The organism is Pseudoalteromonas sp. BDTF-M6 (assembly GCF_018334135.1).
Lineage (GTDB): Bacteria > Pseudomonadota > Gammaproteobacteria > Enterobacterales > Alteromonadaceae > Pseudoalteromonas.
This window is the reverse complement of record NZ_JAGXTQ010000004.1, coordinates 337332-363164: the sequence shown is the minus strand read 5'-3', so window position 1 is coordinate 363164 and position 25833 is coordinate 337332. Positions and strand designations below refer to the sequence as shown.

Annotated in this window: 24 protein-coding genes and 1 riboswitch; of the genes, 15 read left to right on the top strand and 9 right to left on the bottom strand. The window is 49.9% G+C overall.

Annotated elements, in window-relative coordinates; genetic code table 11:
- Positions 1-7: 7 nt before the first annotated feature.
- Positions 8-976, top strand: coding sequence for a PstS family phosphate ABC transporter substrate-binding protein (locus KD147_RS11545; RefSeq protein WP_105253916.1), 969 nt, complete (start codon positions 8-10; stop codon positions 974-976).
- Between the two features lie 76 nt (positions 977-1052).
- Here KD147_RS11545 and argE read toward each other — a convergent pair whose 3' ends face one another.
- Positions 1053-2198 carry an acetylornithine deacetylase gene (gene argE / locus KD147_RS11540; RefSeq protein ID WP_212547963.1) on the bottom strand — a complete coding sequence of 382 codons (1146 nt, stop codon included), beginning with the start codon at positions 2196-2198 and terminating at the stop codon, positions 1053-1055.
- A 226-nt stretch (positions 2199-2424) separates the two neighbouring features.
- Between argE and argC the strand changes: the two genes are divergently transcribed.
- The 10 genes from argC (at position 2425) to KD147_RS11490 (ending at position 11015) form a co-directional block, all read left to right on the top strand.
- The gene (argC, locus tag KD147_RS11535) at positions 2425-3432 is read left to right on the top strand and encodes an N-acetyl-gamma-glutamyl-phosphate reductase (RefSeq protein WP_212547962.1); all 1008 of its coding nucleotides are present in this window, start codon (positions 2425-2427) and stop codon (positions 3430-3432) included.
- Positions 3433-3442: 10 nt separating this feature from the next.
- Positions 3443-4213: an acetylglutamate kinase gene (gene argB / locus KD147_RS11530; RefSeq protein ID WP_212547961.1), complete on the top strand. Its 771-nt coding sequence runs from the start codon at positions 3443-3445 to the stop codon at positions 4211-4213.
- 8 nt (positions 4214-4221) lie between these two features.
- A complete protein-coding gene (locus KD147_RS11525) occupies positions 4222-5139 on the top strand; it encodes an ornithine carbamoyltransferase (RefSeq protein ID WP_212547960.1) in 918 nt (305 codons plus the stop codon).
- A gap of 9 nt (positions 5140-5148) precedes the next feature.
- Positions 5149-6348, top strand: coding sequence for an argininosuccinate synthase (locus tag KD147_RS11520; protein ID WP_105188383.1), 1200 nt, complete (start codon positions 5149-5151; stop codon positions 6346-6348).
- A gap of 14 nt (positions 6349-6362) precedes the next feature.
- Positions 6363-8228, top strand: coding sequence for an argininosuccinate lyase (argH, locus tag KD147_RS11515; RefSeq protein ID WP_212547959.1), 1866 nt, complete (start codon positions 6363-6365; stop codon positions 8226-8228).
- A 151-nt stretch (positions 8229-8379) separates the two neighbouring features.
- A complete protein-coding gene (locus KD147_RS11510; protein ID WP_212547958.1) occupies positions 8380-8586 on the top strand; it encodes a hypothetical protein in 207 nt (68 codons plus the stop codon).
- A gap of 20 nt (positions 8587-8606) precedes the next feature.
- The gene (locus tag KD147_RS11505) at positions 8607-9173 is read left to right on the top strand and encodes a hypothetical protein (RefSeq protein WP_212547957.1); all 567 of its coding nucleotides are present in this window, start codon (positions 8607-8609) and stop codon (positions 9171-9173) included.
- Between the two features lie 38 nt (positions 9174-9211).
- Positions 9212-9751 carry a hypothetical protein gene (locus KD147_RS11500; protein WP_212547956.1) on the top strand — a complete coding sequence of 180 codons (540 nt, stop codon included), beginning with the start codon at positions 9212-9214 and terminating at the stop codon, positions 9749-9751.
- Between the two features lie 250 nt (positions 9752-10001).
- The gene (locus KD147_RS11495; RefSeq protein ID WP_212547955.1) at positions 10002-10505 is read left to right on the top strand and encodes a hypothetical protein; all 504 of its coding nucleotides are present in this window, start codon (positions 10002-10004) and stop codon (positions 10503-10505) included.
- Positions 10506-11015: a hypothetical protein gene (locus KD147_RS11490; protein WP_212547954.1), complete on the top strand. Its 510-nt coding sequence runs from the start codon at positions 10506-10508 to the stop codon at positions 11013-11015.
- Here the strand turns inward: KD147_RS11490 and KD147_RS11485 are convergent.
- Both KD147_RS11485 and coaD read right to left on the bottom strand, forming a co-directional pair.
- Positions 10980-12383, bottom strand: coding sequence for a capsule assembly Wzi family protein (locus KD147_RS11485; protein WP_212547953.1), 1404 nt, complete (start codon positions 12381-12383; stop codon positions 10980-10982). The two genes, KD147_RS11490 and KD147_RS11485, sit on opposite strands and share 36 nt — an antisense overlap.
- Positions 12380-12862, bottom strand: coding sequence for a pantetheine-phosphate adenylyltransferase (gene coaD, locus KD147_RS11480; protein WP_105253904.1), 483 nt, complete (start codon positions 12860-12862; stop codon positions 12380-12382). Before coaD ends, KD147_RS11485 begins: the two co-directional genes overlap by 4 nt.
- A 150-nt stretch (positions 12863-13012) precedes the next feature.
- On the opposite strand from coaD, the gene KD147_RS11475 reads away from it, so the two are divergent.
- Positions 13013-13654: a TetR/AcrR family transcriptional regulator gene (locus KD147_RS11475; protein ID WP_212547952.1), complete on the top strand. Its 642-nt coding sequence runs from the start codon at positions 13013-13015 to the stop codon at positions 13652-13654.
- A gap of 148 nt (positions 13655-13802) precedes the next feature.
- The gene (gene thiI / locus KD147_RS11470; RefSeq protein ID WP_212547951.1) at positions 13803-15260 is read left to right on the top strand and encodes a tRNA uracil 4-sulfurtransferase ThiI; all 1458 of its coding nucleotides are present in this window, start codon (positions 13803-13805) and stop codon (positions 15258-15260) included.
- Here thiI and KD147_RS11465 read toward each other — a convergent pair.
- Both KD147_RS11465 and KD147_RS11460 read right to left on the bottom strand, forming a co-directional pair.
- Complete coding sequence (locus KD147_RS11465; RefSeq protein ID WP_212547950.1) at positions 15241-16158, bottom strand: ketopantoate reductase family protein; 918 nt, start codon at positions 16156-16158, stop codon at positions 15241-15243. The two genes, thiI and KD147_RS11465, sit on opposite strands and share 20 nt — an antisense overlap.
- Positions 16137-16490, bottom strand: a complete 354-nt coding sequence (locus KD147_RS11460; protein ID WP_212547949.1) for a VanZ family protein — start codon at positions 16488-16490, stop codon at positions 16137-16139. Before KD147_RS11460 ends, KD147_RS11465 begins: the two co-directional genes overlap by 22 nt.
- 131 nt (positions 16491-16621) lie before the next feature.
- Here KD147_RS11460 and KD147_RS11455 point away from each other — a divergent pair, with 131 nt between their 5' ends.
- Together KD147_RS11455 and KD147_RS11450 are read left to right on the top strand one after the other, a co-directional pair.
- Positions 16622-17104 (top strand): YajQ family cyclic di-GMP-binding protein, encoded by a 483-nt coding sequence (locus KD147_RS11455; RefSeq protein WP_105253900.1) that lies wholly within the window; start codon positions 16622-16624, stop codon positions 17102-17104.
- 81 nt (positions 17105-17185) lie between these two features.
- A riboswitch (cobalamin riboswitch) is annotated at positions 17186-17341 on the top strand.
- Positions 17342-17382: 41 nt separating this feature from the next.
- A complete protein-coding gene (locus tag KD147_RS11450) occupies positions 17383-19227 on the top strand; it encodes a TonB-dependent receptor domain-containing protein (RefSeq protein ID WP_212547948.1) in 1845 nt (614 codons plus the stop codon).
- A 688-nt stretch (positions 19228-19915) separates the two neighbouring features.
- Here the strand turns inward: KD147_RS11450 and KD147_RS11445 are convergent.
- The 4 genes from KD147_RS11445 to KD147_RS11430 all read right to left on the bottom strand — a co-directional run bounded on the left by KD147_RS11445 (position 19916) and on the right by KD147_RS11430 (position 25664).
- Positions 19916-20506, bottom strand: a complete 591-nt coding sequence (locus KD147_RS11445) for a hypothetical protein (protein WP_105255872.1) — start codon at positions 20504-20506, stop codon at positions 19916-19918.
- 376 nt (positions 20507-20882) lie between these two features.
- Positions 20883-21413 carry a peptide-methionine (S)-S-oxide reductase MsrA gene (msrA, locus tag KD147_RS11440; protein WP_105255871.1) on the bottom strand — a complete coding sequence of 177 codons (531 nt, stop codon included), beginning with the start codon at positions 21411-21413 and terminating at the stop codon, positions 20883-20885.
- A 91-nt stretch (positions 21414-21504) separates the two neighbouring features.
- A complete protein-coding gene (locus KD147_RS11435) occupies positions 21505-24603 on the bottom strand; it encodes an efflux RND transporter permease subunit (RefSeq protein ID WP_212547947.1) in 3099 nt (1032 codons plus the stop codon).
- Positions 24600-25664, bottom strand: coding sequence for an efflux RND transporter periplasmic adaptor subunit (locus KD147_RS11430; protein WP_212547946.1), 1065 nt, complete (start codon positions 25662-25664; stop codon positions 24600-24602). The genes KD147_RS11435 and KD147_RS11430 overlap by 4 nt, the downstream gene beginning before the upstream one ends.
- Positions 25665-25833 lie beyond the last annotated feature (169 nt).

Below are 25833 nucleotides of genomic sequence, written 5' to 3'. Positions count from 1 at the left end.
GAACCCAATGAAATTTAAAAACTTAGTTGCTGCAATGGGCGTTGCTGTTAGTGCCCTAACTGCAGGTCAGGCGATGGCCACAGATAAAGCTATCGCAGAGTATGAAAAAACAAGCGGCATCTCTGGAAACTTTTCATCAGTAGGTTCTGATACCTTAGCCAACATGATGACTTTCTGGGCCGAAGAATATAAGCGTATTTACCCTAACGTAAATATCCAGATCCAAGCGGCTGGTTCATCTACAGCGCCACCGGCATTGACCGAAGGTACGGCTAACTTTGGCCCTATGAGCCGTAAGATGAAGTCGAAAGAAATCGAAGCATTCGAAAAGCGTCACGGTTACAAGCCTACTGAAATCCGTGTAGCGATTGATGCGCTTGCCGTATTCGTACACAAAGACAACCCAATCGAAGGTCTTCGTATCGACCAGGTAGATGCTATTTTCTCATCTACTCGTAAATGTGGTGCATCAGAAGAAGTGAATCGTTGGGGTGAAGTAGGTCTAGAAGGTGACTGGGCTGCTAAAGACATCCAGCTTTACGGCCGTAACTCGGTATCAGGTACTTACGGTTACTTCAAGAAGAAAGCACTTTGTAAAGGTGACTTCCGTAACAACGTAAACGAGCAACCTGGTTCTGCGTCTGTAGTACAGTCAATCTCGTCATCAGTGAACGCGATTGGTTACTCGGGCATCGGTTATAAAACATCGGGTGTTCGTACCGTACCTCTAGCGAAGAAAGGCGATAAGTTCGTAGATGCAACGTTAGAAAATGTTGCTACTGGTAAGTACCCACTATCACGTTTCCTATACGTTTACGTGAACAAGCACCCAAATAAACCGCTTGCGCCAATCGAAGCCGAGTTTATCAAAATGGTACTTTCACAAACCGGTCAAAAGATTGTTGAGAAAGACGGCTATGTACCACTTTCTGCAAAAATGGTTGAAAGCGAGCTTAAGAAGCTAGGCTTAAACTAATCTTTGAATCTTGTTGATTAGATAGCAAAGCCCCTCATTGAGGGGCTTTTTTTATGCCTGTGTTTTAGGGTTTGGCTTACCAGCAGCTTTGATAGATAAGCTCTTTAATGATCTGTTGTGAAGGGGCAATGCGTTCCATGGCCAGATACTCATTGGGCTGGTGCGCCTGTTCAATGGAGCCAGGCCCCATCACTATGGTTTCACAACCCAGTTGTTGGATAAAGGGCGCCTCGGTGCAGTAGTTAACGGCGACCGCCGGTTGCTGAGAGAGCTTTTCCGCCAATTTGACCAGGGCGCTGTCCTTGGTACCGGCAAAGGCCGGAATGGGATCGTGCATATCCCACACTTCCACCGAGCCCGGATAACGTGCGTTGATGTCCTTGGTGGCATCAAGCAACATGGCTTGCAGCTCGGCGATGCTCAGGCCGGGCAGCGGGCGCATATCGAGTTGCAGCTCACAACAGCCGCAAATACGATTGGCATTGTCGCCGCCATGGATATGACCCAGGTTCATTGTCGGGTAGGGAATAGCAAAATCGGAAACTGAATATTTATTCTTTAGTTCCTCTTTTAATTTCAGCAGCTTTTGAATTACCAGATGCATTACTTCAATGGCATTTATACCGCGTTCAGGATCCGAGCTATGACCGCTTTTGCCAATGATGCGAATCGCCGAAGTCATATGCCCCTTGTGGGTAAACACGGGCACCATGTCGGTGGGCTCGCCAATAATACAGCGCTCGGGTTTGAGATCTGGATAGCGAGCCACTTCCTGAGCTCCGGCCATGGTGGTTTCTTCATCGGCGGTGGCCAGCAGTAATAATGGACGCTGCTGTTTACTGCTATCAAGCTCGGTAATGGCATTGAGAACAAAAGCAAAAAATCCTTTCATATCAATACTGCCTAAGCCGTAGAGCTTGTTGTCTTCGGCTATAAGCTTAAAGGGATCCCGCTGCCAGCGTCCCTCATCAAAGGGCACGGTATCCGTGTGCCCGGCGAGCATCAGGCCACCTGCACCGCTGCCGCGTTTGGCCAGTAAATTGTATTTGCCGGGGGCGCTTTGCAGCTCGATGACCTCACTGTGAAAACCCAAGGATTCGCACCAGGTTGCCAGCAACTCAATAACACCGCGGTTACTTTGACTTAGGGCCGGATCGAGCGAGCTGATCGAGGGAGCGGCAATAAGTTGCTGGTAGCGCGTAAGAAAATCTGGGTTCGACATATAAAATCCAAATATTTATTCATATCTATTGCATAATAATATAAATGTCTTTATAGTGAATATCAATTCACATTTTCAGCATAAATATTGGTTTGGTTTAATGATTCACTACCTCTTTAGCATAACGTCACGACGATAGTTCGAGTACACATATCTCCCTTGTGTACTCGCTTTTTTTCGTCGGGCATCTCGCCCGTTACTTACTTTCTGATTTTGAGTGTAATTAATGAATATTGTAATTATTGGCGCGAGTGGCTACAGCGGTGCAGAGCTAGCCAAATTAGTCGCAACACATCCTCACTTTGAACTTGTTGGCTGTTATGTGTCGGCCGGCAGTGTGGATCTTAATAAACCCCTTAGCGCCCTTTACCCAGAGCATAAAGGCATAGTGGACCTGCCATTGCAAGGCATGGACGACGCGGCCATTGCCACCATTGCGGCACAGGCCGATGCGGTGTGCCTGTGTACAGATCATAAAGTCAGTGTAGATCTGGCTCCCCAGTTTCTTGCCAAGGGCCTGAAGGTTTTTGATCTATCCGGCGGCTTTCGCCTTGCCGATGCTGATTTATATGAAGAATTCTATGGTTTTACCCACCAACATCCCGAACTATTAGCGCAGGCTGCGTATGGTTTGGCGGAATGGCACAGCGAAGCGCTGAAAACCGCGCAGCTAGTGGCCGTGGCCGGTTGCTACCCGACCGCCAGTTTAAATGCCCTTAAACCGTTGCAGCAGGCCGGTTTGTTGGCCGCTGAGCAGCAGGTGATCATCAATGCGGTATCCGGGGTCACCGGTGCAGGGCGCAAGGCCAATATCGGCACCCATTTTTGCGAAGTCTCTTTGGCTCCTTACGGCTTGTTTAACCATCGTCATACTCCTGAAATCGAGCAGTATTTGCAGCATCCCGTACTGTTTACACCGCACCTGGGTAATTTTAAGCGCGGCATTTTGGCCACCATTTACGCCACCCTCAATGCCGATGTAACGCTGGATGATGTCAGCGGCGCCTATCAGGTACTGGCCGACGAGCCCCTAATTCGCCTATTGGGCGCCAATCAGGTGGCTTCCATTAAAGGCATTGAAAATCAACCCTATGTCGACATCGGTTGGCATGTACAAGGGCAACAGCTGATTGTCAGCGTCGCCATAGACAACCTACTTAAAGGCGCCTCTGGTCAAGCACTGCAGTGCATGAACCTGAATGCGGGCCTGGCTATTAACACCGGTTTGGTATGAGGAACACATGATGACTACTAAGAAAACTTGGGTAATCAAACTCGGTGGAGCGGTATTGAACAATCCCGCGGCGCTCGATGCGCTGTTTGTGGCTCTGGGCTCGCAGCAGCAGGCTAATTTCGTGGTTGTTCATGGCGGCGGTGCCCTTGTTGACCGCTGGTTACAGGATGCCGGTTTTGCTACCGCTAAACATCAGGGATTACGCATTAGTCCGGCGGAGCAAATGCCTTATATCGTCGGTGCTTTAGCCGGTTGTGCCAATAAGCAACTGCTGGGCGTGGCCCTTAAAAACAAGCTGCAACCGGTGGGCTTAAGCCTGTTTGAGGCGGGCATTAATGCCGAGCAAAAACTCAAAGCCCTGGGCCAGGTCGGCGAATGTGTGCCGAGCGCGGACTCAATTTTACCAATGCTTATTGATGCTGGGCGTTTAGCGCTGGTGAGTTCCATTGGTTTTGATGAGCAGGGGAAATGGTACAACGTTAATGCCGATGAAGCGGCGGCGGCGATCGCTAAGTTACTGGGCGCCGAACTTATTTTTATGACGGATGTGGAGGCGGTGCTGGACCAACAAGGCTGTGCCCTGCATCAACTAAATAAAGCACAAATCGATGACTTGATTGCACAAGGAGTTATCTCGGGCGGGATGGAGGTCAAAGTAAAGACCAGCCTTCTTGCTGCCCAGCATTTACGACGGGGTGTGTACATCTCCAGCTGGCAAAAGCCAGAAAACCTTATTGCATTGCTCCAAGGGGAGCATGTTGGCACTCAGATCACTATGTAGATAACACCATGAAACAAGATTTTATTACCGGCCTAGAGCTGGATGAAAAAAAGATTTTAACGCTTTTATCCCTGGCGCAAGAAATGAAGGCGCAGCCGCAGGATTATGCTCAGGCATTGGCCGGCAAGTCGGTTGTGACCTTATTTGAAAAGCAGAGTCTGCGCACGCGGCTGAGTTTCGATATCGGCATTAACAAACTTGGGGGTCATGCTGTTTACCTTGACCAGCAAAACGGTGCCATGGGCTCACGTGAGTCGGTGAAAGACTTTGCCCTGAATATCAGCACCTGGGCCGATGCCATCGTTGCTCGGGTTAATCAGCACAAAACCCTGGAAGAGCTCAGTGAGTTTTCCTCCAAGCCAGTGGTGAATTCCTTATGTGACCTTTACCACCCATGTCAGGCATTAGCCGACTTTTTGACGCTGCAAGAAGTGTATGGCGATGTGAGTCAACTTAAGCTGGCTTACCTAGGTGAAGGAAACAATGTCACCCATTCACTGATGTTGTTGGCGGCCACCTTGGGCACCGACTTTGTGGCCGTCTGCCCCAAAGGCTGTAGCCCGGATGCACAAATTGTGAAGCAGGCGGAGCAAATCGCCGCCAGTAAGGGCGCTTCGATCCTAGTTAGCGACCGAGTTGAAGCGGCGGTAGGAGCCAACGCCCTGTACGCCGATACCTGGGTTTCAATGGGTGATAACACGCCGCTTGAACAGGTAAAAGAAAAATATATGCCATATCAGCTTAACAAACAGCTGCTAAATATGACTGGCGCACAAACAGTTTTACATTGTCAGCCCGCTCATCGCGAGTTTGAAATTACCTCGGATGTGATGGACAGCGACTATTCTAAGATTATTCAACAGGCGGAAAACCGTATGCATGCACAAAACGCCCTGTTAGTTACATTATTAAACCCAAATTTTTAAGGACTTGAGATGAGCACTATTAAAAAAGTTGTATTGGCCTACTCGGGTGGTTTGGATACCTCGGCGATTGTGCCTTGGTTAAAAGAAAACTACGGCTGTGAAGTGGTGGCCTTTGTGGCCGATGTGGGCCAGGGCGCAGAAGAGCTGGCGGGCGTGGAAGAAAAAGCCATTGCCTCGGGTGCATCGGAGTGTCACATCGTTGACCTTAAAGAAGAAATGGTTGCCGATTATATCTACCCGACGCTGAAAACCGGCTCTATTTATGAGGGCACCTATTTGTTAGGTACCTCTATGGCCCGTCCTATTATTGCCAAGGCCCAGGTTGAAGTGGCCCGTAAGGTCGGTGCCGATGCTCTGTCGCATGGTTGTACCGGTAAGGGTAATGATCAGGTGCGCTTTGAGTCCTGTTTTGCAGCCTTGGCGCCGGATCTTAAAGTGATCGCCCCTTGGCGTGAGTGGGATCTGTCCAGCCGTGAGTCCCTGTTGGATTACCTGGCCGAGCGCAACATCCCTTGTGCCGCGTCGGCAACCAAGATCTACAGCCGTGACGCTAATGCCTGGCATATTTCTCATGAAGGCGGCGAGCTAGAAGATCCTTGGTGTCAGCCAAGCGATCAGGTGTGGACCTGGACCAATTCACCAGAGCAAGCACCGGATCAGCCGGAAATGGTAAGCATCAGCGTAGAAAAAGGCGAAATAGTCGCGGTAAATGGCGAGCAACTCAGCCCGTATCAGTGTCTGGTGAAACTGAATGAATTAGCCGCTCCTCACGGTGTTGGTCGCGTCGATATAGTGGAAAACCGTTTGGTAGGCATGAAGTCGCGCGGTTGTTATGAAACTCCGGGAGGCACGGTGATGATGGCGGCATTGCAGGCCATTGACGAACTGGTACTGGATAAGGCCAGCCGCAAGTGGAAAGAAACTCTGGGCGGCGAGTTTGCGCATCTGGTCTATGACGGTCGTTGGTTTACGCCATTAAAAGACAGCATTTTGGCGGCGGCCGAGGCTTTTGCCGAGTTTGCCAGTGGTGAAGTGGTGTTGAAGATGTACAAGGGTCAGGTTGTCGCGGTGCAGAAGAAATCACCAAACAGCCTATATAGCGAAGATTTCGCTACCTTTGGCGCCGATGATGTATACGACCAATCACACGCCGAAGGCTTTATTCGTTTGTTCTCGCTATCAAGCAGAATATCGGCGTTGAAGAAGTAAGGTAGGAGAAGGCAATGGCACTTTGGGGCGGACGGTTTTCATCGGGTCCAGATGAAGCATTTAAACAGTTTAACGATTCTTTGCCGTTTGACTATGTGATGGCGGAGCAAGACATTATTGGCTCTGTGGCATGGGCGGGAGCGTTAAATCGCGTTAACGTGTTGACCGATGACGAGCACCAGCGCTTGGTGGCGGCATTGTATGAACTGCTTGAAGAGGTTCAGGCTAATCCAGGCAGTGTCGCGCTAAGTGGTGAAGAAGATATTCACTCTCATGTTGAGGCGGCGTTGATAAGTAAGGTGGGCGATCTCGGTAAGAAATTGCACACCGGGCGCAGCCGCAACGATCAGGTGGCCACCGACTTTCGCCTTTGGTGCAAGCAAACTGCCAGTACCATTGCCGATGCCCTTATTGCCACCAAGCAGTCGCTACTCGCATTAGCCGAGCGGGAATTTGGTACAGTTCTACCTGGCTATACGCATTTGCAACGGGCCCAGCCGGTGCTCTTTAGTCACTGGTGTATGGCTTATGTGGAAATGCTAGAGCGTGACGCAGGTCGTCTACAAGATGCCGTTAAGCGCATGGATCAATGCCCTTTGGGCAGCGGTGCCCTGGCCGGGACCGCCTACGCCATTGACCGTGAGTTACTGGCTCAGGATCTGGGTTTTGCCCAGGCAACGCGCAACAGTTTAGATGCTGTGTCGGACAGAGACTTCGTGGTTGAGCTATTGAGCACGGCGTCAATTTCCATGCTGCACCTGTCTCGTTTTGCCGAGGATCTGATCTTCTATAACTCCGGCGAAGCGGGTTTTGTTGAGCTGGCGGATAACGTCACGTCCGGCTCGTCATTGATGCCGCAAAAGAAAAACCCCGATGCCCTGGAATTGATCCGTGGCAAAACCGGACGGGTGTTTGGCGCCATGAGTGCCATGATGATGACACTTAAATCTTTGCCGCTGGCTTATAACAAGGATATGCAAGAGGACAAAGAAGGCCTGTTCGATGCGCTACCAACCTGGTTGGCTTGTTTGCATATGGCACAATCCTGCATCAACGGCATTAAGGTTAATGGTGATAAAACCAGAGCGGCGGCTCAAGGCGGCCATGCCAATGCCACCGAGCTGGCCGACTACCTGGTTGCTAAAGGGATCCCTTTCCGTGAAGGGCATCATATCGTCGGTCAATTGGTGCAGGTAGCTATCGGTGAAGGTAAAAGTCTGGAACAACTGACGCTAGCGCAATTCCAAGCGGTCAGCGGTGTTATCGACGAGGATGTGTATCCTGTTCTTGAATTGGATGCTTGCTTGCAGGCGCGTAAGGCCTTGGGCGGCACCTCGCCGCAGCAGGTTGCGCACGCCATTAAGCATGCTAAGCAACAGCACTGCATCACGGTACGCGATGCCAACTTGAATGATGTTGAAGCCATCAGCGAGTTAATTCAGTACTGGGCCAAGGTCGGCGAGAATTTGCCGCGTGCTAAAAGTGACATGGTGCATTCGATAAATGAGTTTGCGGTCACCGAGGTAAATGGCAAGGTCACTGGCTGTGCATCCCTGTATATCTATGATACCGGCTTGGCAGAGATTCGCTCGCTAGGGGTAAACCCAGAATGCGGTGTTAAAGGGCAGGGACGTATGCTGGTGGATCATTTGCTCATCAAAGCCAAAAAATTGGCGCTGAAAAGAGTGATCGTATTAACGCGTGTACCCAATTTCTTTGCTAAACTTGGTTTTGAGCAAAGCAGCAAAGACAGCTTACCGGAAAAGGTGATGAAAGACTGCGAACTCTGCCTGCGCAAGGAGAATTGCGACGAGGTTGCCATGGACTTCTACCTCCAACATGCTTCCTTGGGTGAGATACCATGTAAGCTAATTGCTTAAAGTAAGAACGCGTTGCTAACTTTGGCACGCGTTCTGCATTAACTATATTAGTCGCTAAGATTATTCTTTGTAGTGTGACAGCGGCACCAGGTGTGTTACTTTGACACTGGTGTTAATAAAAATTTAACTTAGTTTATAAAGGAGATTAACTATGCAAGTTAATGCCAACACACAAATTCAAGCTCAAGCTTACACCAAGTTACAGCAGCAAACTCAACAACCTACAGTGCAAACTACTAGCACTCAGACGCTACAATCTGATACAGTAACTTTATCAAGTGATGCTGTAGCCGCAAGTGAAGCGGAAATTCAGCGCGGCGGTGGTTCTGTGCAGCCTGACAAGAAAAGCGAAAATTAGGTTCAATAACGAGATGACGGATGTACTTTGAAAAAAGTTTAGCGGTTTTTATGGGGGGCTTTGTAGTCTGGGGCTTCCTTATGGCTATGTTTTTCAATTTAATGCTTTTAGGTTTTAAAGCAAAAAAAGACATTCAATTAGTGGGTGTCAGCATCCTTATGTTCATCTCGTATTTTACTAGTGATCACTTTTACAACATTTTTAGTGGCTCTGAAATATACTTAGTTTGGCTAATCTACGATTTAATTACACTCTTTCTTATATTCCTAGTTTGTTATTTCGTGAAATCCAATCGCTCAGCAGGTGTATTTTATGTGGTGTCAGGGTTAATTTTTAACTCTGTTTTGTTCCTCTGCATGCATTATGACCTCGCGGTTAAAGGGAATTCAGAGCCTTGGTGGTTTTGGTCTTTTTACTCTATTGGGGTAAATATCGTAGATTTATTAATGATCATTGTTTTGATAGTTGATAGAGATATCCTTGGTCTTATTTCTCTCAAAAACTATGTTAAACAGCGGGTTAAAAACCAGTCTTCATCGTTTCTCAATAAATTTACCCAACCCTTTCAGATCCAACAGAGTCAGTAACCCCCCCTCAGAGTAGACTCGAGTAAGAAACATTCACAGTGGCTTTTTCATTAAAAGAAATATTCTTACTTTTTAGCTTCGAGGACATAGCTCGGCTTTTCAATGTGTTCATCAATTGGGGCCTGATGATGGCGCTGCTCTTCAATGTGGTGAGTTATTCCGCCCCGGAAAAACGCGACTCGTCTCCTTTGCGGTTATGTATGGTCTTGGTGTTATCTTACTTAAGCACCTATTACCTAGAGTGGGACCGCTACATGTATCTATACTGGTCCCTTGCCGATGCGGCCACCATACTACTTCTCTACTTGGTGCAATTAAGAAAAAAGAAAATAGCCGCACTCTACTATTGCATCGCTGGTCTCACCGTTAACGGCCTTCTTCACCTTTGGGTGTATTACGACCTCTATATTACAGGGACTGAAGAATATTGGTGGTTGTGGAGCCTCTACCCCCTAAGCGTCAATGTGATTGACGCCATCATTATCACTGCCTTAATTATAAATAGGGACTTTTTAGGATTGTGCCGTGCTGCAAGGGGCTTAAGAGGGAAATGGCTAGGATTTGCTCCGAATAGTTAGTAAAAAGCCGTGGAGATTGTACGCTTCTATTGACTAAATTCAGATGCTTACTTCTTCGAGAAGGCCAGGGTTTCTAGCTGTACTGTTAATATGGTGTTATATTCTGAGTGTTTTTGAATTCCGTTTAATAATCCCTTCTTTCTAGGTGAAATAGTGCCAATAGCCTCGCAAATCTTATCTACGGCAACGGAAAGTTGAGCCAATGCTACTGGACCCTAATATTCTAGTGCGATTTTACGAATCCGGTGAAATGGGTAAGCTGATCGCAGCCTTTATCAACTGGGGTTTTATGATGGCACTGCTTTTTAACCTGGTAAGCTACTCAGAGTCTGTAAAGCGCGCTAATTCCCCTTTGTGGATATCCGCCATCATCAACATTTCATACCTTAGTACGTCCTTTATGGAAAGAAGCACTTTCCAATATTTACCCTGGGCATTAGCAGATTTCATTACTATCGGTGTGATGTACTGGGTTCAGAGAAGCCGTAATCGAATCGTTGCCTTGTATTATTGTGCTTTCGGTCTATCCATAAATGGCTTATTGCATCTCTTGCTCTATATTGATTTAAATATCAGAGGTAACTATGACCCTTGGTGGCTCTGGAGTCTGTATTCGGTAGGTATCAATTTGAATGATGCTCTAATGATTATCGTGCTGGTTGTTAATAGAGACTTCTTAGGGCTTTGCCGGTTAGGGGGTTGGTTAAAAGCTTGCGTAAGGCGCGATAATAATTTAAATAAAGGACTAGACTAAATGCTTTTTGCTGGTCCTGAATTGGGTCCTTTATTGAGCACCTTTGTAAACTGGGGCTTTATGATGGCGCTACTGTTTAACCTTGTCAGTTACTCCGAGGTTAAGTATCGACCGCGATCGCCCTTATGGCTTTGTTTAACGATTAACCTTTCTTACTTTGCTACCTCTGTTGTAGAGATGGATTACTATAAGTATCCCTTCTGGGCTAGTGCAGACTTGTTGACTTTAGTCGCATTGTTTTTTGTTCAAGGGAGGCGGGTAAAAATACCTGCGCTTTATTACTGTGCTGTGGGGTTGGTGCTTAATGCCATGCTGCACATAGTGATGCATTTAGATATAGTCATTCAGGGCAATAGGGAGCCTTGGTGGCTATGGAGTCTATATTCGATAGGCATCAATTTGAATGATGCCTTGATGATAATTGTGCTGGTGGTTAACCGGGACTTCCTCGGCCTGTGCCGCGCTGGCCGTTTATTAAAAACGGTATTCCAGCGCCATGCTCACGGCTGAGTGGGTATCCGAGTCAAGAGCATTGGACTCACGCCACAAATGCCCGGTGATATTGACTAAGGCGCCAAATATCCCCTGCTGATAGCCTATCTCAAGACGAGAAATATCGGTATCCATCTGCTCTTTTTCGATGCGACCAAGCTTAAGGTGTGCACCATAGCCGCCTATGCGATGATAGGTGGCCCCAAGCGTCAGAGCTTCGGCATCCGCGCCTATGGCCGGGCCTAGGTTTTGCTCTCTATGCTGGTAGCCTTGTGCGATACCCAGGTTGCCATAGTTACAGTTGTACTCGGGTAAGTGCGATACGCACTCGCTGCTGGTATCCGTGTACTCGATATAACCGCTGAGCAGCGCCTGCTCAGTACCATAGTGGGTTTGCGCACCCAAGGTAAAGGCGCCGTCTTCGGCGATTAGGGCGGATTCAATGTGGCCGGCATATTCGCCATAGATGGACACGGGCACCGTGCCGATAAGGGTCGAGTATTTAATATCCAGGCTGCTGAGCTTTTGCTCGTCGGCCAGTTCGTCTGCGTTTATCACCATACCGCTTAGTGAGTCGGGGTAGTGCAACCATTCGCTCTTGGTTTGGCTTAAGCCAAGTTCAAGGCCTTGAATGGGGGTCGCACTGAAGCGCCAGCCCCAGAAATCGCCGTCTTCGACTTTTTCTTCGCCAATTTTACTCACCTGGCTTTGCTGCTTGGCGGCAATGGCGGTGAAGTTCCAAGCACCGATAAAGGCAAGCCAGCTTGGGCCATAGTAGTTGGTATCGTGGCGAGTTAGGCGTACGCCGGTCATGGCTTGGGCATTGTTTGACAGCGCCAGGGCATTTTCCTGACCGGGTCCCCACCAGTGATGAATTTTTTCGGCACTGAGCGACCAATTGCCTAACAGCGCGGCGACATAACTGCCATCGTAATTAACATATTCGCCGTCATTGCTGTCGTCGCGGTAGCTGACACTCACCTTGGCGCTGGCGGTTTTACCCGTGAGGCTGCCACTGGTTTCTATGCCACTTTTTGCCTGGTTTCGAGGGCCAAAGCCTTGAATTGTGTGCGGCTCGGAATTGGTAAATACGCGCACGCGGGAAACCGTGCCTTGCTGCGCATATTTCAGTGCATGTTGTACATGGTGATACGCAAACCGCGCCTGAGGCGTTAACTCTTGCACCGACACGGCCTGTAAATCGCCGGCAATGCCTTTCCACATCAGCGGATAGGTGTTTACGGGGCGGTTAATAACGCCTTGATTTACCAACATATCAATCGAGCTGCGTAGCAGTGCTGAGTCGGGATCAATCCAGGGACTAGCGTGAGCCTGAGCGGCACACAAGGAGGCGCTAAGAGCTAGCGCACAACGAGATAGGGTCATTTTGATAGTTTTTCCTTTAATGCTGCGGCCACTTCGGGCGCAACAAATTCTGATACATTGCCGCCATGCAATGCGACTTCCTTGACTAGGGTTGAGGAAATAAAGGTATTTTCCTCCGCAGGGGTAAGAAACACGCTTTCTAAGTCGGGGTTCAACCTGCGATTCATATTGGCGAGCTGAAACTCGTATTCGAAATCAGACACGGCGCGAATGCCGCGCACCAGCACATTCGCTTTTTGCGTCTTGGCCAAATCGGCCAATAAGCCGCTAAAGCCAATCACACTGACATTGTCCAAATGGGCAACGATTTTTTGTGCCAAGGCGACTCGTTCATCGAGGCTAAAGCAGGGCTTTTTGTTTGGGTTGTGGGCGATTGCCACTATCACACTGTCAAACATTTTTGCTGCGCGCTCAATTAGATCCAGATGGCCATTGGTTAAAGGGTCAAAGGTGCCAGGATAAAGTGCGGTTACCTTCATTATCGTTCTCATTTTTCTAAGGTGCTGAGCGCATTTTAACAATCTTTGCCTTGGTTGCCAGCCCCAAATTAGCGACATTCAAGGAGTCATTGTTCAGCCAAGCCAAGATTGTTTATACTGCTAGCGATAAAAAGCTGGGTAGAAGTAAATATGAGTACTAAGGAACGCATTATTCAGGCGAGCATTGAATTGTTTAATCGCCACGGCGAACGCGCCATCACCACCAATCATATCGCCGCCCATTTGGGCATAAGCCCGGGTAATCTTTACTATCACTTTAAAAATAAAGAAGATATCTTGCGGCATATTTTTGTGCTCTATCGTCAGCACCTGGACACTCAGTTCAAGCCGCTGCAAGACGATGTTGAAGTGTTGAGTCAGTTAACCCATTATTTTGATGCCTTGTTCGAGCTGATGTGGAATTTCCACTTCTTCTACGACAACATGACCGACATTCTCGCCCGCGATGCGGAATTAAAGGCCGACTACATTCAATTCCAACAAAGACTGTTTGAGCAGGTAAAAGACATAGTCCTGGTGTTAAACAACAAGGGTATTATTGCCATTGCCGATGAAGATGCGGCGGAGCTCACCCATATGCTTAAGCTGACCGTGAGTTTTTGGACCCCATATATCAAGGCCAGACGCCAAAGTGGCGAGCTTAATCGTGGTGATATATATCAAGGTCTACTTAAGGTGATCACCCTGTTTTCCGCCTTCGCTACCGACGCCGGCCGCGAACAATTAGCGGCATTAAAGCAAACCTATCAGCTACGTCAGGAAAACCTCTAGTGGCTTAAAGCAGCGTAGTTGCAACATCTTCGCTATTATTTCCGTAAGCGCGCTGTTTTGTTATAATCGCGCGCTTTGAATCCATGGTCGCGGAAAATGGCATGTGTCTGTTAGCCGTTGGCCTTTATTGAGCCGCTACGAGTAAGTCATGATCAAGTTTATTGTTAAGTTGCACCCGGAGATTGCGATCAAGAGTAAGTCTGTTCGCAAGCGTTTTACCAAGGTTTTGGAAAACAACATCAAGATCATGATGCGTCGCATTGATGAGCAGGTAAAGGTACGCAACAACTGGGATAACCTCACGGTTGAATCCCTGAGCGCTGATGACGCGGTGCGTGCCGAGATGGCTGACGCCTTGGGCCGTATTCCCGGTATCGTGCTGTTTAACGAAGTGACCGAGGTGGAATTTACCACTTTGGATGATATCTACCAGCAGGCTCAGCTGTTACTTGCCGATCAAATCGCCGGTAAAACCTTCTGTGTGCGTTGTAAGCGCCAGGGTCAGCATGACTTTACCTCCACCGATGTGGAGCGTTATGTAGGTGGCGGCTTAAACCAGCACGTTGAAGGGGCGCGGGTAAAACTGAGTCGCCCGGAAGTGACGGTAAAGATCGAAATCAAGGACCAGCGCGCCTACATAGTAACTCACGCCCACAAAGGCATGGGCGGCTTCCCATTGCCAACGCAAGAAGACGTGCTGTCACTGATGTCAGGCGGTTTCGATTCGGGTGTGGCCAGTTATCAAATGTTCCGCAAGGGTGCCCGCACTCATTTCTTGTTCTTTAATCTCGGCGGCGCCGCTCATGAAATCGGTGTTAAGCAAGCCAGCCATTATATCTGGTCGCGCTTTAGCTCCACTCACAAGGTGAAGTTTATCACCGTTGATTTCGAGCCCGTGGTGGCTGAGATTTTGGAAAATATCGAAGACTCGCAAATGGGTGTGGTGCTTAAGCGCATGATGATGCGTGCCGGCAGCCAGGTGGCCGAAAAACTCGGTGTTCAAGCCCTGGTAACCGGGGAAAGCATAGGTCAGGTTTCAAGCCAAACCCTGGCTAACCTGAGCGTAATAGACCGGGTAACCGACACCCTGATCCTGCGCCCGCTTATTCAGCACGATAAGCAGGAGATCATCGATATCGCTCGCGCCATCGGCACCGCGGAAATGGCCGAGGCTATGCCCGAGTACTGTGGTGTGATCTCGCGCAAGCCTACGGTTAAGGCCAAGCTTGATGTGATTGAGAAACAAGAGCAAAACTTTGACTTTGAGGTACTTGATACGGTCGTGGCCAACGCCACCATCATGGATGTGCGTGACATAGAAACCCAGGCCAGGGAAGAAGTGAAAGAAGCGGAATCGGTCTCGCAGTTGCCGTCGGGTGCGGTTGTGGTGGATATTCGTTCGCCGGAGGAAGAAGACGCCAATCCACTTGAGCTGGACGGCATCGAGGTCGTGCACCTGCCGTTTTTCCGCCTTGCCACCAAGTTCGGCGATCTGCCTCAGGATAAGGAATATTACCTTTACTGTGCCAAGGGCGTGATGAGTCAGTTGCAGGCCCTTATTCTGCATGAAAATGGCTTTAAAACCGTTAAGGTGTATCGCCCTTAATACGCTGATAATAAAGCTGATTAACCGGCGCAGCCAAGCCTAATTGCTGCGCCGTTTTAGACACATAGCCGCACATGGCATCAATTTCCGTTTCCCTTCCCAAGAGCTTATCTTGCAGCATAGAGCAGCGATTATCTGCGGTCTGCGCCATGACTCGATACGCCAAATTAAGCGCCTGCAGCAAAGAGAAATCCAGACCCTGAGCCCTGGCCACGCCTATGGCCTCTTGCATCAGCGCCATAATGTCGCTGGCATACTCGGGTGCACGCAGGGCGCCATTGCGCTGCTGTCGCCAGGTAGCCACCGGATTAATGGCTAGGTTGACCAGCAGCTTTTGCCAGCGGGCGCGGTGGATATTGTCGCTGCCCACCAGATTCGGTATTTGTTGCTGCCACAACGGCAGTTGTCTTGCCAGGCATTGCTGTGCCACCTTGTTGGCGGCTCCGAGCGTGCTTAGGCCCTGACTTACATGCACCACCTTATCCGCCGCCGGTTTATAGGCCGCTTGTTGGGTCAGCATAAAATAGAGCGCCTGCTGCGGCCCCAACAGCTGGTTCAGCTCGTTTAAATCGCTCATGCCGTTATGGCTGATAATAATCTGGGCGTCTTTTTTAAGTGCCGGCAGAAGTGCCGTAAGCGCCTCAACAACCTGGTGGGCCTTGGTAAAAAGCCAGAGTTCGCTTATTTGCTGTGGCACCCGTTCTCCTGAGGGAAGGGGGCAAGACTGAACCTGCAAGGCTTCGCTGTGCGCCTGATAACTGTATTGATACCGTTGTGGGTGGTGGGGCTTGGTCAGTAGGGTGACCGGGCGGTGGTCACTAAAAAGTTTGGCAAAGGCCAGGCCAAGGGCGCCCGGACCTAAGATATAAACCGGCGTTAGCTGTTCTTTTTTTGCCATCGTGTTTGCCAAATATAGTGCAGAACAAAGTAGCTGGCGGCGCCACAAGCATCGGCGACAAAGTCGGCGACAGAAGCCTGACGGTGGGGCAGCATGCCTTGCATCCATTCGATGGCGGCGCCGTAAAGGCTAAGCAGAATAACCTGGACGATAAAGGGAATTTTAAAGGCTTTATCCATAATAAAAGCAAGGATAAAGAAAATACCAAAGTGGGCGACCTTATCTATGTGTGGAAACAGGTTTACCGCCGCGCCTTTAACTTCTTTGGCAAACAGCAAAGTAAAAACAACTAGGCTAATTAAAAACAACCCCTTATAGACACGGCGCGTCACTATCACTACCTTAAAATCTGGTGAAAACGCAGGCAGTATAACAAACTAAAAACTGAATTCACTGTGTACCAATGCACAAAATTGTAAATCTCAGGGTATAATCACAAAAATTTAAGTTTAGGAGAGCCCCCATGCCTTCATTTGATATCGTCTCTGAAATCGATATGAGCGAAGCAAAAAATGCCGTTGAAAACGCCAAACGCGAACTGGAAACGCGCTTTGACTTTCGTGGTGTCGATGCCAAAATTGAGCTTAACAACGAGCAAATCGAATTAACCGCCGAAGCCGAGCAGCAAGTTATGCAACTGTTTGATATCTTTGCCAGCAAAGCATCCAAGCGCGGTCTTGACGTAAACAGCTTTGAGATCCAAAAAGCCGACCTGCATGGTAAATACGTAACCCGTAAGGTGGTTATGAAGCAGGGTATTGAAAAAGACGTGGCCAAGAAGCTGGTAAAAGCCATTAAAGACAGCAAGATCAAGGTGCAAGCCGCAATTCAAGGCGAAGAAGTACGAGTAACGGGTAAAAAGCGTGACGATCTTCAGGCCGCCATGCAGGTGGTGCGCGAAGCCGATCTAGGTCAGCCGTTCCAGTTCAAGAACTTCCGCGACTAAAACAGCCCGTCTCTACGGTTGTAATTATTTCGTCAATGGATGTATAGACGTCCATTGACTTTCCCCTCCTTACTGCGCACAATAACGCCGCCTTGTTATGGTGCCTTGCAGAACTCGCCCATTGGTTATGTGCTCAGGGATAATCGGGAAGTAGGTGTGAATCCTACGCTGCCCCCGCAACGGTGATTTTGGTATTTGCCAATCAGTCCGGAGACCGGCCATAACGCTTATCTAACCAATTATAATCCTGTGCGGTGGGCGCGGGTTAAGGGATCTACATGTATAGCAAAACCAAGGTGGCGTTGTCTTTGGCGGCACTTTTCTCTGCCTCTGTGGCGGCGCAGTCACAGCAAATCGAACATATCACGGTCACGGCCAACAAATTTGAACAGCCTATCGACAAGGTGCTGGCCAGCATAGATGTGATCACCCGTGATGACATTGAACACGCCGGCGTGCGCGACCTACCGGCGTTACTGTCAAACTATGCCGGTATCGATATTGTCCGCAGCGGCGGCCAAGGACAAACCAGCAGCTTATTTATTCGCGGTGCCGCCAGCCGTCACTCGCTGGTAGTGGTGGATGGTGTCCGCGTTGGCTCCGCCAGTCTGGGCTATAAGGCCTTAGAAACCTTGCCACTGAACAGCATAGAGCGGGTGGAAATCATCCGTGGTGCCCGCGCCGCCTGGTATGGCTCAGATGCCTTGGCCGGAGTGATCAACATCATTACCCGCAATGGCGACAGCCAAACCCTGTCGGTATCGAGCGGCAGCGACAACTATGTGAATATTCAGGGAGCCTATGCCCTGACTGAAGGCGCCTTTAAGGGCGCTATTAACCTGGGTTATGAACAAACCGATGGTTATAATGTGACCTCGGGACAGGACCCGGATCGTGACGGTTATGAAAACCAAAATATCGGCGCCCGCTTAAGCTATGACTTTGACACCTTAGGTAAGCTGGAGTTTGTTGGTCAATACAGCGATGCCGAAGTCGAGTACGACGGTGCCAGCAGTGATTTCAGCAAGTTTGAGAATTATCACCTGCAACTGGGCTGGCAAAAGGCCCATGGCCGTTATGCCCATACCCTGAAAACCGCCTTGGTAAAGGACGACAACTTCAACACCCTGAAAAACCCATACCCGGGTTACAAGGCCAATCAGTACATTACCGAGCGCGACGAGCTGGGTTATCAGCTTAATGTTGCCCTGGGTGAAGCCCTGACCATCAGCTCGGGTCTGGATTATTACTATGAGGATGTGGGCGACTCCATCAATGCCTACGCCCTTGAAGGCCAGCCACAGTCGGGTTTTGTCAACGAAACACAAAGCAACAAGGGCGTGTATCTGGGTGCCTACTATAGCCATGATGCCTTTAGCACCAATGCCGTGGTACGTAACGACGATCACAGCGAGTTTGGCGGCGAGTCGACCTATAATCTGGCGCTGGGTGTCCCTTTCGCCGATATCGCAACCTTACGCGCCAGCTACGGCACTGGCTTTAAGGCCCCGACTTTTAATGACGCCAGCTCAATTTGGGGCGCCAACCCTAACTTGCAGCCGGAAGAGTCGACCAATGCCGAGCTTGGCCTGCGCCTGAATATCGCCGGCGGCCAGTACGATGTGGCTGTGTATAAAAACACTTTCGATAACCTTATCGACTGGGGCTTTAATGGCCCGGAAAACATCAACAAGGCCAGCTTTGAAGGCATTGAGGTCAGCGCCGAGGTGGAAGACTGGTTTGGCATTAACCACAGGGTTAATTTCAGCTATGTGGATGCTCAGGATGATAACAGCGGCGAAGATCTGGTACTGCGCGCCAAGCGAAGCTTTAACTGGGGTCTGGGTAAGGAATTTGATAAGTGGTATGTGGGCGCACAGCTGCAATACCGCTCGGATCGCGTAAGCTATTACCGCACTCACCTGCCAAGCTACACCTTGATCAATGTGAATGCGCGTTATCAGCTGGTGGACAACATCAGCTTTGATTTTGCCATTGAAAACCTCACCGATAAGGAATACGTCACCAATGTTGCCGCCACGGACTGGACCACGGGTGCCATTACCTCTGAATATATCGGCGCCGAGCGCAAGGTCTATGCAGGGGTGAGTTTGTCGCTGTAAATGAAGAGGGCCTCCGAAAGGAGGCTTTTTTTGTCGGGCCGCCGACAGTAACGGTAACTGATAGATCTCGTCGCCCCTCTTTGGAAACCCCGCGAACCCGTGATTCGCTCTTGCTTGCGAACTCGGTTTTTTGTTAAGCGCTCCTCTTAGTCCTTGATGCGATTTAACAGCACATCCATGTACTGATAAATCTAGCTCGGCATCGTGCCTCGCTATCAACTCCACGCTCCACAACAAAAGCCGATTTCGCCAGCGCGAATCTGAACGGGAAGATCGATACCTGTAGGTCAGATTTCAACCTGACAATTGCTATTGGGCCGCCGACATTTGCTTTAACTGATAGCTCTTGTCGCGTTGGCGACGACAACCAAAGAGGGAGTGATTCGACTCCCCCTTTGGAAACCCCGCGAACCCGTGATTCGCTATTGCTTGCGAACTCGGTTTTTTGTTAAGCGTTCCGCTTAGCTTCGACACGGTTTAACGAGGTGTCCTACCTCGATAAACCTAACTTCGCATCCATGCTCCGTTGTCTCAAGCACACTCCACAACAAAAGCCGATTTCTACAGCGCGAATCTAAACGGGGAGGTCGATACCTGTTGGTTTTGAATTAGTCGGTGGGTAGGAAAGTGTTATTTTTGGGTAAGTCCTATGGATAACCCCGCACTTGAATGATTTTTTTAATTGAATTTATTTGCAGCACTTTTTCCTTTGCTTAGTTGAACCACAAAAGCATTGGTCATTTTTCGAGGTCACTTCTTGCGCTAATTGCTCCAATTTCAAATATGCAGACACTCGTTTAAGATCAAACTCATTAGCAACTTGTATTGTTATGACTCCAGTTTCAGAAAGGTGCAAGCTTTCGTATTCTGCTTCTAATTCTAATAACTCTTGAACGAGAGTATGTTCTTTCAAAGCGATATGCTTTATCGGCATGCGTCCATTTTGGATTAAATCTGGGATTTCAGGATCAGGTATGAACTTTATCTTTTTTGCGTTTAGGGCGGACGGAGTGATGCAAACTAATTTACCATCTTCCTTTTGAACAATGACATGTGCTGTAAGCCTAAGGATCAGATTTCCCCAAACAGAAGTAATCCAGCCAAACATCATTGAGCCATCATTACTTTCTAAATATCTTTGGACATTGCTAAGGCAATAATTCATTTGAGAATACTGTGCGGGTTGAACTGGCACATCTAAAACGTTTTTTAGCCCCATCTTTGCAAGAGCGTTCGCGGGGATATTTTTAGGTTCAAATGAATTATATTTTGAAATCATCGCAATAACCTCCAATTTATTCTAGCAACTTAATAAAGAGAAACTTTGGAGCTAGTTTGCAAACAAGTTTTTATTCTTCTATTGATAACAAATCCCTCAGGCTTTTGCTAGCACTGGCTTTTTATCGCTTATATCTGACAGGCTGGCAGCTTGAGTAATACTTAATCTGAAATGCGATGTATCAGCTTATTCCCCGTGCATTTGCGCTGAGCTTGGTGGGGTTGGTAGTACAACTCGGCAGGGATTGCCGAGTTTCGCCGGGTGCGTAGGCAACACCGACAAGCGAAGAATAAAGCAAATGCTGGGGTGTCCTAGGAGTTCTTAGAGGAAATGGACAAGCATTTCCTCTAAGTCGAAGTCGGCGACCCGACAAGTTCTACACCAAATATGCATCAAATTCCTTCTCAAATTTGGCTATTTTCGGAGCAATAAGCAGGTTGCAATACGGTTGCCGCGGGTTGGCGCTAAAGTAATCCTGGTGATAGCTCTCGGCAGGATAAAATTCCTGCGCCGGAAGGAGCTCGGTGACTATGGCATCGTCGAGGTGCTCTTGCAGGCGTTCCATAACCAGCTCGGCCTGGTGTTTTTGCTGGTCGCCATGATAGAAGATCACGCTGCGATACTGGGGGCCGATATCATTGCCCTGACGGTTTAAGGTGGTGGGGTCGTGCAGGGCGAAAAACATCTTTAATAGCGTGGGGTAGTCAATCTTTTGCTCGTCATAGACGAGCTGCACCACCTCGGCATGGCCGGTGTCTTCGGCACAAATTTGATGATAGGTGGGGTGCTCAACATGACCGCCGCTGTAGCCGGAAGAAACCTGTTGCACGCCTTTGACCCGTCTAAAGGCGGCGTCGATACACCAAAAGCAGCCACCACCGAAGGTGGCCGTGCGTAGCTCACTCATTGCGCTTTGTCCTGTTTGCAATACCTAGTTCAAGTGTAGCGCGATTAAGTGCTTAATAGTAAAAAAGGCAGATTGCTCTGCCTTTTTAGGGTTACTCTTCCTGCAACGGGTGCTGTTGCTCCTGGTTGTTGAGGCGGTGCTGCAAAAACTCCGGCGATTGGGTTTTACGTGCCAGGGCATAATAGGCACTGGGCACCACAAACAGGGTCAGCAAGGTGGCCACGGTAACGCCGGTGAAGATCACCACACCTATTACCATGCGGCTTTCCGCCCCAGGACCACTGGCCAGTACCAGGGGCACCGAGCTCATGACCGTAGTCAGGGAGGTCATAATAATAGGGCGCAAGCGCTGCTTGGAGGCTTGCAACAGGGCGGCGCTGAACTCCATGCCCTTATCGCGCAATTGGTTGGCAAACTCCACGATCAGGATACCGTTCTTGGCGCTCAGGCCGATGAGCATAACAATCCCTATCTGACTGTAGATATTCAGGGTCAGCCCGGTGGCGTACAGTCCAAAGAGCGAGCCGGCGATGCCCAAAGGCACGGTCAGCATGATCACAAAGGGATGCACAAAGCTTTCAAACTGCGCCGCCAGCACCAGGAAGGTTACGGTCAGTGCCAGGACAAACACATAGACCATGGCCGAGGCGCCTTCGTAAAACAGCTGGGATTCGCCCTTGTAGTCGATGGCGCCGTCGATGTCGTTTTCTTCCATCGCCACCTGGTTAAGGAAGTTCAGCGCCTCTTCCAGGGTGTAGCCATCGGCCAGGTTGGCGCTCAGGGTAATGGCGCGCATGCGGTTATAGCGGTTAAGGCGTGACGCGGTGGCCTCTTCGGAGACGGTGATCAAACTGTCCAAAGGCACCAGTTCACCGGAGCGGGAATTAACATAGATGTTCGACACGTCCTGTGGACTGGCAAAGTCTTGTTTCTCACCTTTTAAGATCACGTCGTACTCTTCACCACGGTCGATAAAGGTGGTAACACGGCGCTGCCCCAGCATGGTTTCCAAGGTACGGCCGATATCCGAGACCGACACCCCTAAATCGGCGGCCTTGTTTTTATCTATGCTCACCAAAAATTGCGGAAAGGTTTCTTTATAGTCATGGTCGATACGCACCAGGCCCGGGTTTTGTTGGGCGCGGGCAATGATGCGATCGCGCCAGTCGGCCAGTTCTTCATAATCATTGCCTTGCAGTACAAATTCGATGGGGCGCGACGAGCCACCACCGCCTATGCCACGGCGCATAATGGCGAAGGCACGCACATCGGTCACTTCACGCATCTTGCCACTGATCTCGCCCATTACCGACCAGGTATCGCGCTTGCGCTCGTCCCAGTCGGCCATGCCGATAATGGCCACGCCGCCTTGCCCACCCCAGCCGGGTACCCGCACCAGCACGCGGTTAAGCTCACCGGACTCTACATAAGGCAGCAGGCGCTGTTCAATTTTCGCCATGTTTTCGGCGTTGTTTTCGTAACTGGCGCCTTCGGGGCCATTCATCATCACAAAGAAGGTGCCGCGATCTTCTTTGGGCGTTAATTCCGAGGGAATTTTCTGGAACAGCCCATAACAGGCGGCGCCGGCCAGTAACAACATGATGGTAAGCATACCGGAGCGGCGAATATTGCCGGCCAGAGTGCGCTCGTAAGCGCCCTCTAAGCGGGCAAACTGACGGTCCATCCACTGGCTAAAGCGTCCCGAGTTGGCACTTTGTTTAAGTACCTTGGAACACAGCGCCGGGGAGAGCGTCAGCGCGGTTACGCTGGAGAAAAACACCGCGGCGCTGACCGCCATGGCAAATTCGGTGAACAGGGCGCCGATGCGACCATCCATAAAGACCAGGGGCACAAATACCGCAATTAACACCAGCGTGGTGGCGACGATGGCAAAACCTACCTCGCGGGCGCCACGATAGGCGGCAAGCAGGCGTGGCTCGCCGAGCTCGATACGACGGTGGATGTTTTCCAGCATAACTATGGTGTCATCCACCACCAGACCTATGGCCAGCACCAGGGCTAACAGGGTAAGCAGGTTAATGGAGTAACCCATGGCCAGCAGGAACATAAAGCTGCCGATCAGTGCCACAGGCACGGTCACCGCCGGGATCAGGGTAGCGCGAATGTTGCCAAGGAATAAGAAGATGACTAATACTACCAGACCCATAGAAATGGCCAGGGTGCGATACACCTCGTTGATCGATTCCTTAATAAAGATGGAGGAGTCGTAGCTGTCTTCTATGGTGGTGCCAGGAGGCAGGTTACGCTTAATGTTTTCCAGCTCTTTACGGGCGTTTTCCACTACCGTCAGGGTATTGGCCTTGGCCTGTTTAACTATCCCCAAGCCTATCATATTGCGGCCATTACCACGGAACATGCTTTCTTCATCGGCGGCTTCAAGTTGCACATCGGCTACTTCGTTAAGGCGCACCAGGTAGCCGCCATCGCCACGGGCCACCACGAGATTACGAAAATCCTGCGGGTCGAGGTAACTGCGAGCGGTACGTACCGAGAAGTCCCGGTCTTTCGACTCGATTTCACCGGCGGGAAGTTCAACGTTTTCGGCGCGCAGCACGCGCTCGATATCGGCGGCGGTAATGCCGCGGGCGGCCATGGCCTGGCGGTTAAGCCAGATTTTCATGGCGTATTGGCGCTGACCACCTATACGGACATTGGAGACACCGTCCACCACTGCCAGGCGGTCGACGATATAGCGCTGGGCATAGTCTGAGAGCTGCAGGGTATCCATGCTGCTGCTGTTAAGCACAAACCAGGCGATGGGGCTTTCATCGGAATTTGATTTAGACACTTCAGGTGGGCGCACCTGATCCGGCAGGCTGTCCAATGCACGCGAGACACGCTCGCGCACATCGTTGGCGGCGGCATCAATATCACGGTCGATATTAAATTCTATGGTGATATTGGAGCGGCCATTGCGGCTCGACGAGGTGATGCTTTTAATGCCCTCGATACCGGAAATGCGGTTTTCGATCACCTGGGTGATCTTGGTTTCGATAATTTCCGATGAGGCGCCGGTGTAGCTGGTGCTGACGCTGACAATGGGGCTTTCAATGTCTGGGTATTCGCGCAGCGGCAACAGCGAAAAGGCCACCAGACCAAAGGTGAGCAACAGCAGGTTGATAACAATGGCGAAGACGGGGCGTTTTACCGCGGTATCGGTGATCCTCACTGTTCGCTCTCCTGTGCATTCACCGGTGAGCCGGAACGAATTTTAATGATGCCTTCGGTCACCACCTGGTCACCCGCTTTGAGGCCAGAGCTGATGCCAACCCAGCCGTCGTAACGTTTATCGACCTTTACTTCCACTTCTGTGGCGATGCCATCGACTACCTGAAAGACAAAATGCTTGTCCTGGCGTGGAATAATGGCTTTTTCCGGCACCAGCAGGGCTTCGTAGGTTTTCAGTTCCAAGGTGGTATTGAGTAGCATGCCTGGGCGCAGCAGCGCCTCGTTATTGCTGAAGCTGGCGCTGATGGGCACGCTGCGGGTGTTCATATCGACGCGAGAGCTGACATGGGTGACCTTGCCGTTGAAGGTGCGTGCCGGGTAGGCGTCGCTGCGGGCGCTCACCGACATGCCAACACGCAATTGCGCCAGGTATTTCTCCGGCACATTAAAGTCGACCTTGATCACGCTGAGATCGTCCAAGGTAGTAATTTCCGTGCTGTTAGAGACAAAGGCACCCTTAGAAATCATGCGCTTGCCCAGGGTACCGGCAAAGGGAGCACGAACTTGCATTTCTGCCAACTTAGTTTTTGCAGCCTCAAGTTGTGCCTGGGTGGCTTCAAATTTGGCTCTTTGCTCTTCCAGTAACGACTTGGCGGCGGCTTGCGAGCGGGCCAGCTCGGTAAGGCGGTTTAATTGGCGCTCTACTTCTGAAAGGTTGGCCTCCAGCTCCTTCACTCTCAGCTGCTCTTCGGTGTCACGTAGTTGCACCAGCAGTTGCTCTGCCTTAACCAGCTCACCATCGTCAAAGTAGATCTCATCCACATAGTCGCTTTGGGCGCTTTTAATAAAAATGGCCTGATTGGCACGGCTGCTGCCGATGCCGTCCACGTTAACGGCACGCTGTTGTTGTTCGACGGTATGCACTTGCACTCTCGTGGGTTGCATTTGGCGGGTGTTTTGTTGCGATTGGCCGTTAGGCAGGTACAAATAAACGCACAATCCCAAAAAGATGATAATAAAAACGGGAAACAGCGCTTTGCCCGAGTGCCTATTGTGGTTCATTGTTAATGCCTTATGTAGTTTTAGCCCGAGAATAGTTTACGACTTTGTCGGCATACACATAGACCGCCAATCCTGTATTTTTGTGTGTTAACCGAAAATAACGATTTTGTGATGAATAATCAGGGTCTGTTGACCTTTGTTGTTTGTTTCTGCAGCAGTGTGTAGTGAA